At 72.4% G+C, this 11,470-nt stretch carries 9 protein-coding genes; 6 read left to right on the top strand and 3 right to left on the bottom strand.

Features of this window, described 5'->3' with window-relative positions; genetic code table 11:
- Nucleotides 1-30: 30 nt before the first annotated feature.
- Together BCL76_RS36690 and BCL76_RS36685 are read left to right on the top strand one after the other, a co-directional pair.
- Entirely contained in the window at nt 31-2,058 is a 2,028-nt protein-coding gene (locus BCL76_RS36690; protein ID WP_181382885.1) for a 4-alpha-glucanotransferase, read from the top strand.
- Between the two features lie 20 nt (nt 2,059-2,078).
- A complete protein-coding gene (locus BCL76_RS36685) occupies nt 2,079-2,318 on the top strand; it encodes a hypothetical protein (RefSeq protein ID WP_030757193.1) in 240 nt (79 codons plus the stop codon).
- A gap of 150 nt (nt 2,319-2,468) precedes the next feature.
- Here the strand turns inward: BCL76_RS36685 and BCL76_RS36680 are convergent, their stop codons facing one another.
- On the bottom strand, nt 2,469-2,960 hold the full coding sequence (locus tag BCL76_RS36680; RefSeq protein WP_109783821.1) for a MarR family winged helix-turn-helix transcriptional regulator: 492 nt from the start codon (nt 2,958-2,960) through the stop codon (nt 2,469-2,471).
- A gap of 117 nt (nt 2,961-3,077) precedes the next feature.
- On the opposite strand from BCL76_RS36680, the gene BCL76_RS36675 reads away from it, so the two are divergent.
- The 4 genes from BCL76_RS36675 (at nt 3,078) to BCL76_RS36660 (ending at nt 7,303) form a co-directional block, all read left to right on the top strand.
- A complete protein-coding gene (locus BCL76_RS36675) occupies nt 3,078-4,400 on the top strand; it encodes an MFS transporter (protein WP_258310132.1) in 1,323 nt (440 codons plus the stop codon).
- A gap of 86 nt (nt 4,401-4,486) precedes the next feature.
- Nucleotides 4,487-5,419 (top strand): EamA family transporter, encoded by a 933-nt coding sequence (locus BCL76_RS36670; RefSeq protein ID WP_109783817.1) that lies wholly within the window; start codon nt 4,487-4,489, stop codon nt 5,417-5,419.
- Between the two features lie 50 nt (nt 5,420-5,469).
- A complete protein-coding gene (locus BCL76_RS36665) occupies nt 5,470-6,390 on the top strand; it encodes a DMT family transporter (RefSeq protein ID WP_109783879.1) in 921 nt (306 codons plus the stop codon).
- Nucleotides 6,391-6,400: 10 nt separating this feature from the next.
- Nucleotides 6,401-7,303 carry a LysR family transcriptional regulator gene (locus tag BCL76_RS36660; protein ID WP_109783815.1) on the top strand — a complete coding sequence of 301 codons (903 nt, stop codon included), beginning with the start codon at nt 6,401-6,403 and terminating at the stop codon, nt 7,301-7,303.
- Between the two features lie 116 nt (nt 7,304-7,419).
- On the opposite strand, the gene pepN is transcribed toward BCL76_RS36660, so the two are convergent.
- Complete coding sequence (pepN, locus tag BCL76_RS36655) at nt 7,420-10,005, bottom strand: aminopeptidase N (RefSeq protein ID WP_109783813.1); 2,586 nt, start codon at nt 10,003-10,005, stop codon at nt 7,420-7,422.
- Between the two features lie 139 nt (nt 10,006-10,144).
- The gene (locus BCL76_RS36650; RefSeq protein ID WP_109783812.1) at nt 10,145-11,173 is read right to left on the bottom strand and encodes an aspartate-semialdehyde dehydrogenase; all 1,029 of its coding nucleotides are present in this window, start codon (nt 11,171-11,173) and stop codon (nt 10,145-10,147) included.
- Between the last annotated feature and the right edge of the window lie 297 nt (nt 11,174-11,470).

Raw genomic sequence — 11,470 nt, 5'->3', positions numbered from 1 at the left:
CCCAGTCTTCTGACTCATCCTCATGCCCTGATGCCCGCACGCACGAAGGAGCGCCCGCAGATGGACGACCTGGCCCGGCTCGCAGCCCAGTACGGAGTCGCCACCGACTACCGGCCCGCCGCGGACGTCACCGTCCCGGTGCCGGAGGCCACCGTCAGGGCGGTCCTCGGGCTGCTGGGGGTGGCCACCGACGACGCGGAGAGCATCCGGGTGTTCGCCGAGTCCGCCGCCCGGGAGGCGGCCGGGCGGCTGCTGCCGCCCACGGTGGTGCTCTGGCGGGGGGAGCGGGTGGCCCCGGAGCCCGCCGGGCTGCCCGCGGGTACCCGGGTGCGGGTGGTGGCCGAGGAGACGGGCGAGGTGCTCGCGTGGGGTCCCGCGCTGCCGCTGGGCGTCCATCGGCTCGTCGCCGAGGCGCCCGACGGGCGCAGCGCCGAGGCCACCCTGGTCGTGGCCCCGGAGCGGGCCCCGGCGGCGCCCGAGCGAGCCCACGGGCTGCTCGTCCAGCTCTACTCCCTGCTCTCCGAGCGCTCCTGGGGCATGGGCGACCTCGGCGACCTCGCGGAGCTCGCGCGCTGGGCGGGCCGTACCCACGGCGCCGGGTTCATCCAGGTCAATCCGCTGCACGCGGCCGTGCCCGGGGCCCCGACCGACCCGTCCCCGTACCGGCCGTCCTCGCGGCGCTTCCCGGACCCCGTCCACCTGCGGATCGAGGACGTCCCCGAGTACGCCGACTGCCCCCACCGTGAGGCCCTCGACGAGCTCGCCGCACGCGGCGGCGAGCTGCGCCGCCAGGTCCTGGAGAAGGGCGCGCTGATCGACCGCGACGCCGTCTGGGATCTCAAGCGAGCGGCTCTGGAGCTGCTGTACGCCGTGCCGCGCACGCCCGAACGCGAAGCCGCCTATCGGGCGTTCTGCGCCGAGCAGGGCGCCCCGCTGGACGTGCACGCCGTCTGGTGCGCCGGTCACGCGGGGGAGGAGGACCCGAAGGAGCGCAGCGATTTCCACCGCTGGCTGGTCTGGCTGACGGACGGCCAGCTCGCCGCCGCCCAGCGGGCCGCCCGCGAGGCCGGCATGAGCGTCGGCATCGTCCACGACCTCGCCGTCGGGGTGCACCCGCAGGGTTCCGACGTCTTCGGCTCGCCCTGCTACGCCCGGGACATCTCGGTCGGCGCGCCCCCGGACGCCTTCAACGCCCGCGGTCAGGACTGGGGGCTGCCCCCCTGGCGCCCCGACGTGCTGGCCGCCACCGGCTACGCCCCCTTCCGGTCCCTGCTGCGCGGGGTGTTCCGCTACGCGGGCGCGCTGCGGATCGACCATGTGATGGGGCTGTTCCGGCTCTGGTGGATCCCGGAGGGGACCCCGCCCGCGGAAGGGGCGTACGTCAGCTACGACGGTGAGGCCATGCTGGCGATCCTCGTCCTGGAGGCCCACCGGGCGGGCGCCCCGGTCATCGGCGAGGACCTCGGGACGGTGGAGCCCCGGGTCCGTCGGGAACTGGCCCGGCGCGGGGTGCTCGGCACCTCGGTGCTCTGGTTCGAGCGGGACTGGGACGGCGGCGGCGACCCGCTGGCCCCGCAGGCCTGGCGGGCCGACTGTCTGGCCACCGTCACCACGCACGACCTGCCGCCCACGGCCGCCAAGCTCGCCGGGGGCCATGTGGAACTGCGCGACCGGCTCGGCCTGCTGACCCGCCCGGCCGAGCTGGAGCGTGCCGAGGACGCCGCCGACACCGCCGAGTGGCTGGAGCTGTTGGACGGGCTGGGGTTGGACACCAAGGGCGAGGAGGCCGCCGTACGGGCCCTGTACGCCTTCCTGCTGCGCACCCCCGCGCGGCTGGTCGGCGTATGGCTGCCGGACGCGGTGGGGGACCGGCGGCCGCAGAACCTGCCGGGCACCTGGGACCAGTACCCCAATTGGCGGCTGCCGGTGGCCGATGCCGCGGGGCGGCCGCTGACGTTGGAGGAACTGGTGTCCTCGCCCCGGGCGAACGCCCTGCTGAGCGCGGTGGGGGAGGGCGTACGGCCCCGTACGGCACCCCCGGGCGCGCGCCCTGTTTAGGTGTTCGCTACGTTTGCACCGTGGACAAGAAGAACGCTCTGCGCGCCGGCGCCGTCACGGCCGGAACCGCGCTGATGATGCTGCTGATGACGTCTCCCGCCCTCGCGCTCACCCGCGACGACGGTGACGACCCGGGTCCGGGCCTGAGCATCGGCGAGACGGTCGGCCTGTACGTGGTCACGCCCCTCGTGATCTTCGCGGTCATCATCGGCCTGGTGATGGTCCTCGACAAGTCGGACAAGAAGCAGAAGCAGGCCTGATCCGGTCCGGCCCCACGGGGCCGGGACCAGCAGACCTTTCCCGGGCGCCGGGGGTCCGCACAGCCGTTCCGAATCGGCCGTGCGACGCCCCCCGGCGCCTTGTCGTGTCCTCAGCCGACTCCAGTCGACTTCAGCCGATCTCGGCGGTCCTCAGATGCCGGCCAGGAGCCGGCGGAGCAGACCGGTGAGCACGACGACCTCGTCGTCGGTCAGCCCGGTGAGCGCGGCGCGTTGTACTTCGAGCCCGGCGCCGACGGCCTCGTCGATGAGGGCCAGGCCGCGGTCGGTGATCGTCACCTGGAGCCCCCGCCGGTCGTGCGGATCGGGCTTGCGGCACAGCAGCCCGGCCTTCTCCAGCTTGTCCAGACGCCCGGTCATGCCGCCCGTGGTGAGCATGAGGGTGGCCGAGAGCTGCCGGGGTGAGAGCGTGTACGGCTCGCCCGACCGGCGCAGCGTGGCCACGACGTCGAACTCGCCGCGCGAGATGCCGAAGCGCGCGTAGCACTCCTCCATCGCGTCGCCCATCGTCCTGGCGATCCGGTAGATGCGTCCGAAGACGGCCATGGGGGCCGTTTCCAGGTCGGGGCGCACGGCGAACCACTGGGCCGTGATCGCATCCACTGCGTCCTTGTCGTCACTCATGCGTGCAGTATCCGGCCTCCCCGAGATCGTTCGCAAGAAAGTTGCTTGACGATAAGTAGCTTAGCGATAAGCTACTTATCAGCAACCGAGTCCGGGGGAGAGGTCATGACGGTGTTCATGAGGAAGACAGCCGCGTCAGGGGAAGCGAAGGTCGCGGGGGAGCGGTCGCTGCTCCTCGGGATCGGTATCAGCGCGGTCGGGATCGGCATGTACGTCCCCTTCTCGCTGGTCTTCTTCCACCACGTCACCGGCCTCTCCCTCACCGTCGTCGGCCTGGTCATGACGGTCACCGGGCTGGCCGGGCTCGGGTTCATGCCGCTGGCCGGCACGGCCGTCGACCGGTTAGGCGCCAAGCGGGTCAACCTGGTGCTCTACGGGATACGGGCGCTCGGCTTCGCCCTCTACCCCTTCGCGAGCTCCCTGCCCGCCTTCGCCGCCGTCGCCCTCGTCACCGCCCTCGCCGACCGCTCCTTCTCCGTCGTCCAGCAGTCCCTGATCGGCGAGGTGGCGCGGGGCGCCGCCCGCGACCGGCTCCAGGCGTCCACCCGGGCCCTGCAGAACGCCGGGATGGGTGCGGGCGCCCTGCTCGTCACCGGGGTGCTGGCCCTGTGGGGCACCGGCGGATTCACGTACACCGCCTGGGGCAACTCCCTGGCCTTCGCCCTCGCCGGACTGCTCGTCGCCCGGGTACGGGCGGTCCGGGTGGTCCCGACGGCCGGTGCCGCAGGTACCGCAGGTGCCGCCGGTGCCCCGGCGGCCGGATCCGCCGGATACCGCACCGTCCTGCGCGACCGCCCCTTCCTCGGGCTCACCGCCGCCAACTTCCTCACCGCGCTGGGCTACTCCGCCCTCTCCGTCCTCTTCCCGCTCTACCTCTCCACCTGGCTCAGGGCCCCCGACTCCCTCACCGGAGCCGCCTTCACCGTCAACACCGTGCTGTGCGCCGGGATCGGCGTACTGGTCGCGGGCCGGGTCCGCCGCTCCGGCGCCCGCCGCACCCGCTCGGCCGCCCTCGGCGCCGTGCTCTTCGCCGCCGCCTTCGTCGGGCAGATCGCGCTGGGCACACTCCGACCCGGCCGGACCGCCACCCTGATCGCCCTGCTGGTCATCGTCGTCGTCTACACCCTCGGCGAGCTCGTCCACAGCCCCTCCGGCGGCGCCCTGTCGGTCTCCGCCGCCCCCGAGGCCGTCCGCGGCCGCTACCTGGCCACCTACCAGCTGTCCTACTCGCTGGCCGGTGCGCTCGCCCCCTCCCTCTTCACCGCCCTGCTCGCCGTCGACGGCCGCCTGCCCTGGGCCGTCCTGGCCGTCGCCGCCCTCGGCGCCGCCCTCGCGCTGCTCCGACTGGAACGGCACCTGCCGGCCGAGGCCGTGCACGCCGAGCCCCCGGTGGTCCGGGGCGCCGCTGCCCGGCCGGTCCCGGTGACCGCCGCGGCCTGAGCCCGGCCCCGGCCCCGGCCCCGGCCCTCCCCTTGCCTTCCCTCGTCCTCACTCGTCTTCCCTCGTCCGATCCAGGAGCCCCCGCCATGAAGCGCTCGGCCACCGTCGTCCTGACCGCACTCGCCCCCATCTCCTGGGGTTCCACCTACGCCGTCGCCACCGAACTGCTGCCGCCCGACCGGCCGCTGTTCACCGGGGTCATGCGGGCCCTGCCCGCCGGACTGTTACTGACCGCCCTGGCCCGCACCCTGCCCAAGGGGCAGTGGTGGTGGAAGTCCGCCGTCCTCGGCATCCTCAACATCGGCGCCTTCTTCCCGCTGCTGTTCCTCTCCGCCTACCGGCTCCCCGGCGGTGTCGCGGCCGTACTGGGTGCCGCCGGCCCGCTGTTCGTCGTAGGACTGGCCGCGCTCCTCCTCGGGGAGCGGGCGAGCCTGCGCACCGTACTGGCCGCCGTCGTCGGGGCGTTCGGCGTGAGCATGGTGGTCCTGACCGCCGAGGCCCGGCTCGACGCGGTCGGCGTCGTCGCCGGTGTGATCTCCTCCGCCTCCATGGGCGCCGGCACCGTGATGACCAAGCGCTGGGGCCGCCCGGAGGGCGTGGGCCCGCTGGCGATGACCGGCTGGCAGCTCACCGCGGGCGGACTGTTCATCATCCCCGTCGCCGCACTCGTCGAGGGCGCCCCGCCCGCGCTCGACGGCAAGGCCTTCCTCGGCTACGGCTACATGATGCTGATCAACACCGGGATCGCGTACTGGCTCTGGTTCCGCGGCATCGGCACCCTCAGCGCCACCTCGGTCACCCTCCTCGGCCCGCTCTCCCCGCTCACCGCCGCCGTCATCGGCTGGGCCGCCCTCGGTCAGGCGCTGTCGCCCGTGCAGCTCGTCGGGATGGCGATCGCTTTCGGGGCCACCGTCGCCGGCCAGCTGGTGGCCGCCCGCGCCGTCCGACCGTTCAGTTCTACTGAAAAGAATGATCAGAACATTTCGATGGACCTGACGGATGGGACGGTGCGACGGTAGTCCCCACACCCCACCGACCCACCCCGAGGAGCAGACCCACAGTGGCCGTCATGGACCGCGTCCGTACCGTCTCGCAAGCCAAGCCCGGCAGCACGGAGAAGAAGGGTGCCGCCGGGTTCGGCGTGCTCCTCGCCCTGCTCGCGACGGTCGTCTGGTCCGGCAGCTTCGTCGCCACCCGGGGCATGGCCGAGACCGTCCCACCGGTCCAGGCGGTCTTCTGGCGCTGGATCATCGCCCTGCTCGCGGTCGCCCCCTTCGCCGCCCGTCAGGCCTGGCAGCAGCGGGCCCTGATCCGGCGGCACCTCGGCTTCATCGCCCTCGCCTCGCTGTTCGGCGTCACCCTCTACAACACGCTCGTGCACCAGGCCGGACTGACCACCTCCGCCTCCAACATGGGCATGATCATGGCCGCCTCGCCCGTCATCATGGCGCTCTACGCCCGCTTCGGTGGCGAACGGCTCGGCGCACGCCGGACCTTCGGCATCCTGCTGGCCGCCCTCGGGGTGCTGCTGCTCGTCGGGGACGGCTCGATCGGCTTCGACTTCGGCGCCGGAGACCTGTGGATGTTCGCCGCCGCCCTTTCCTTCGCCACGTACAGCGCCCTGCTCAAGCGCAAGCCCGCCGAACTCGGCGGACCGGCCTTCCTGATCACCACCTTCGTGCTCGGCGCACTGATGCTGGCCCCCGCCTATGCCGTCTCCCTCTCCGTCCAGGGCGGCTTCGAGGTCACCGCCGGGACGGTCGGACCGCTGCTGTACGTCGGGGTGTTCTCCTCGGCCGTCGCCTTCTTCGCCTGGAACAAGGCCGTCTCGATGATCGGCGCCGCCCGCGCGGGAGTCGTCTACTACCTCCAGCCGGTGTGCGTGGCCGGGCTCGGCTTCCTGCTCCTGGGCGAGCGGACCGGACCGGCGCAGCTGCTCTGCATGGCGCTCATCCTCGGCGGAGTCGGGCTGGGGAGTGCCCGGCGGTAGGTTCGGGCCCATGACCGAGTGGGACATCAAGAAGCTGCGGATCCTGCGGGCCCTCGCCGAACAGGGGACCGTGACCCGGGCGGCCGAGGCGCTCCACATGACGCCCTCGGCCGTTTCGCAGCAACTGACGAACCTGGCCCGGCAGCTCGGCGTGGTGCTGCTGGAGGCCGAGGGCCGCCGGGTGCGGCTCACGGACGCGGCCCACCTCGTCCTACGGCACACGGAGGCGGTGTTCGCGCAGCTGGAGCGGGCCGACGCGGAACTGGCCGGCTACCTCGCGGGTGACACGGGCGAGGTACGGGTGGGCGCCTTCTCCACCGCGGTACCGGCGCTCGTGGTGCCGGCGGTGGCCGCGCTGCGGCGGACCCACCCAGGAGTGGAGGTCCGGGTCCGGGAGACGGAGGCGGCCGAGGCCTACGAGCTGCTGTCGGCCGGGGGTGTGGACCTGGCGCTGTCCCTCACCGCCCACGCGCCGACCGCGCGCGATCCCCGGTTCACCCGGGTGGCGCTCCTGGAGGACCCGCTGGACGTGGCGCTCCCGCCGGGCCATCCGCTGGCGGCCGCGGCCGATCTGCGGCTGGCGGACCTGTCCGGCGACCCGTGGATCTACGGGGGCAGCGGCCCCTGGTCGGAGATCGCCCGGTCCGCGTGCGAGGCGGCGGGCTTCGTCCCGGAACAGGCGCACTCGGCGTCCGGCTGGACCGCGATCCTGGCCATGGTCGAGGCGGGGATGGGGGTGGCCCTGGTCCCCAGGATGGTGTCGAGCCGTGCCTCCGGGGGGACGGTCCGGGTCCTCACCCACGACCGCCCGACCCGCCACGTGATCGCGGCGGTCCGCCGAGGCGCCGAGTCCGCGCCTGCCCTGTCCCACGTCCTGGCGGCCCTGCGCGAAGTGGCCTCGGCCCGGCGGTAGGGGTGGCCGGGCTCCGCCCGGACCCGGTCCTCAAACGCCGGACGGGCTGAAAAACCAGCCTCGCCGGCGTTTGAGGCGCGGGGTCCGGGGCGGAGCCCCGGCTACGGTGCGAGCCGTCAGACCTGAGCGGCAGCGGCGTCCGCGGCCTGGGCCTTCAGCGCGCGCTCGACGCCCGCACGGGACTCCGAGATCAGCCGGCGCAGGGCCGCGTTCGGCTCGGCCGAGGCCAGCCACGCGTCCGTCGCGTCCAGCGTCGCCTGCGAGACCTGCAGCGCCGGGTAGAGACCCACCGCGATCTGCTGGGCGATCTCGTGGCTGCGGTTCTCCCAGACGTCCTTGACCGCCGAGAAGAACTTCTCGGTGTACGGGGCCAGCAGCTCGCGCTGGTCGGTCTGGACGAAGCCGCCGATCACCGCCTCCTGGACCGCGTTCGGCAGGTCGCCGGACTCCACCACCGAGGCCCACGCCTCGGCCTTGGCCTCCGCCGTCGGGCGCGCCGCCCGGGCGGTCGCCGCGTGGCGCTCGCCGGCCGCCGTGGCGTCCCGCTGCAGCTCCGCCGCGATGGCCGGCTCCCCGGCGACACCCGTCGCGACGAGCCGCTCCAGGAAGGTCCAGCGCAGCTCGGTGTCGACGGCCAGGCCCTCGATCTCGGCCGCGCCGTCCAGCAGCGCCGACAGGTAGGTCAGCTGACCCTCGGTGCGGGCCGTGGCCGCGAAGGCCCGCGCCCACGCCAGCTGGTGGTCGCCCGCCGGCTCGGCGCCGCGCAGGTGCTCCAGCGTGGCCTCGGTCCAGGCCGCCAGGCCCTCCTCCCGCCACGCCGGGGCGGCGTACAGGTCGATGGCCAGCTTCACCTGGCGGTGCAGCGACTGGACCACGCCGATGTCGGACTCCTTGCCGATGCCCGAGAGGACCAGCGCGAGGTAGTCGCGGGTGGCGAGCTCGCCGTCGCGGGTCATGTCCCAGGCCGAGGCCCAGCACAGGGCGCGCGGCAGGGACTCGGTGAAGTCGCCGATGTGCGCGGTGACGGTGGCCAGGGACTCCTCGTCCAGGCGGACCTTCGCGTACGACAGGTCGTCGTCGTTCAGCAGGAAGACCGCCGGACGGGTGCGGCCGACCAGCTCCGGCACCGTGGTGAGCGCGCCGTCGATGTCCAGCTCGATCCGGTCGGTGCGCACGAGGGCGCCGTCCTGGAGCTCGTACAGGCCGACCGCGATGCGGTGCGGGCGCAGGGTGGACTCGCCCTTGGCGCCGGCGGGCAGCGCGGGCGCCTCCTGGCGGATGCCGAAGGCGGTGATCACACCGTTCTCGTCGGTGGTGACCTCCGGGCGCAGGATGTTGATGCCGGCCGTCTCCAGCCACGCCTTCGACCAGGCGGCCAGGTCGCGGCCCGAGGTCTCCTCCAGAGCGCCCAGCAGGTCGGACAGGCGCGTGTTCCCGAAGGCGTGCGCCTTGAAGTACGCCTGCACGCCCTTGAAGAAGGCGTCCGTGCCGACGTAGGCGACGAGCTGCTTGAGCACCGAGGCGCCCTTGGCGTACGTGATGCCGTCGAAGTTGACCATGACGTCGTCGAGGTCACGGATGTCGGCCATGATCGGGTGCGTGGAGGGCAGCTGGTCCTGCCGGTACGCCCAGGTCTTCATGGAGTTGGCGAAGGTGGTCCACGCGTGCGGCCACTTCGAACCCTCGGCGTAGGCCTGGCAGGCGATCGAGGTGTAGGTCGCGAAGGACTCGTTCAGCCACAGGTCGTTCCACCACTCCATGGTGACCAGGTCGCCGAACCACATGTGCGCCAGCTCGTGGAGGATCGTCTCCGCGCGCACCTCGTACGCCGCGTCCGTCACCTTCGAGCGGAAGACGTACTGGTCGCGGATGGTGACCGCGCCCGCGTTCTCCATGGCGCCCGCGTTGAACTCCGGGACGAAGAGCTGGTCGTACTTGGCGAAGGGGTACGCGTAGGCGAACTTCTCCTGGAACCAGTCGAAGCCCTGCCGGGTGACGTCGAAGATCGCGTCCGCGTCGAGGAACTCGGCGAGCGAGGGACGGCAGTAGATGCCGAGCGGTACGGACTGGCCGTCCGGGCCCTCGTAGGAGCTGTGCACCGCGTGGTACGGACCGACGATCAGCGCGGTGATGTACGAGGAGATGCGCGGGGTGGGCTCGAAGCGCCAGACGTTGTCCTTGACGTCCGCGGCCTCGGGGGTCGGGGAGTTCGAGATGACCGTCCAGCCCTCGGGGGCCGTCACGGTGAACTGGAACGTGGCCTTCAGGTCGGGCTGCTCGAAGCTGGCGAAGACCCGCCGCGCGTCCGGTACCTCGAACTGGGTGTAGAGATAAGCCTGCTGGTCGACCGGGTCGACGAAGCGGTGGAGGCCCTCACCGGTGTTCGTGTAGGCGCAGTCCGCGACGACCCGGAGCTCGTTGGCACCGGCCGCCAGGTCGTTCAGCGCGATCCGGGAGTCGTGGAAGACGGCGGCGACGTCCAGCGACCTGCCGTTGAGGACGACCTCGTGCACGGCCGGAGCGACCAGGTCGATGAAAGTCTCACCCCCGGCCTCGGTCGACTGGAAGCGCACGGTGGTCACGGACGGGTAGGTGCCACCCTCCTGCGCGCCGCTGAGATCGAGTTCGATCTCGTAGGAGTCGACGGTCAGCAGCTTTGCCCGCTGCTGAGCCTCTTCACGGGTGAGATTCGTGCCAGGCACGCGTTCATCTCCTTCGATGGTGACGTTGCCCGGCCATCCTGCCATCCGGACAACCTCACCGCCTCGGAGTAATCCACGGGCGAAAAAACGCGCGAGGACGGCACCGTGACGGTGCCGCCCTCGCGTCGGGTGAGCGGGATCAGCCGCGCAGCTCCTCGGCCACGAGCTCGGCGATCTGCACCGCGTTCAGCGCCGCGCCCTTGCGGAGGTTGTCGTTGGACAGGAACAGCGCGAGGCCGTTCTCCACCGTCTCGTCGGAGCGGATGCGGCCCACGTACGAGGCGTCCTTGCCCGCCGCCTGCAGGGGGGTCGGGATCTCCGAGAGCTCGACGCCCGGGGCGTCCGCCAGCAGCTCGTAGGCGCGCTCGACGCTGATCGGGTTCGCGAAGCGGGCGTTGACCTGCAGGGAGTGGCCGGAGAAGACCGGGACGCGCACGCAGGTGCCGGAGACCTTGAGCCCCGGGATCTCCAGGATCTTGCGGGACTCGTTGCGGAGCTTCTGCTCCTCGTCGGTCTCGAAGGAGCCGTCGTCGACCAGGTTGCCGGCGAGCGGGACCACGTTGTAGGCGATCGGGCGCTTGTAGACCGCCGGCTCGGGGAACTCCACCGCGTCGCCGTCGAAGGTCAGCTGGTCCGCGGCCTCGGCCACCGCGCACGCCTGGCCCTTGAGCTCGGCCACACCGGCGAGGCCCGAGCCGGAGACGGCCTGGTAGGTGGTGGCGATCAGCGCGGTCAGGCCGGCCTCGTCGTGCAGCGGGCGCAGTACCGGCATCGCGGCCATGGTGGTGCAGTTCGGGTTCGCGATGATGCCCTTGGGGCGGTTCTTGATCGCGTGCGGGTTGACCTCGGAGACCACGAGGGGGACCTCGGGGTGGCTGCGCCAGGCGGAGGAGTTGTCGATCACGACGGCGCCCTGGGAGGCGACCTTCTCGGCCAGGGCGCGCGAGGTGGCGCCGCCGGCGGAGAAGAGCACGATGTCCAGGCCCGCGTAGTCGGCCGTGGAGGCGTCCTCGATGGTGATCTCCTGGCCCTCCCACGTGAGGGTGGAGCCCGCGGAACGGGCCGACGCGAACAGCCGCAGCTCGTCCACCGGGAACTTCCGCTCGGCGAGGATGCCGCGCATGACTCCGCCGACCTGTCCGGTGGCTCCGACGATTCCGACCCTCACGGTGACTCCTTTTGGTACGTACGACGCGGGCGCGCGTGTAGCCATCATGCGTTCGACCCCACGAGCCTTGTCCAATCCATTGTCCGAGGTACGGACGGTGTCTCGGATGTGAACCTCTGTGGCGCGTTCGTGGCGGGCGCGTCGCAGGGCCTCCGAGCACCCGTTTTGCCTGGTCGGAGCCGGTCGGCGGCCGGTCCGTCGCGTCCGCTTTCCGGACGTGACCGACCGGAGGGCGGACCACCGTTCCGCGGGACCCCGAACGGCCCGAGGGGGCGGTGCTCGTCAGAGCACCGCCCC

It is taken from the genome of Streptomyces sp. CG 926 (assembly GCF_003148825.1).
Classification (GTDB): domain Bacteria; phylum Actinomycetota; class Actinomycetes; order Streptomycetales; family Streptomycetaceae; genus Streptomyces.
This window is presented reverse-complemented; position numbering and strand designations above follow the sequence as displayed.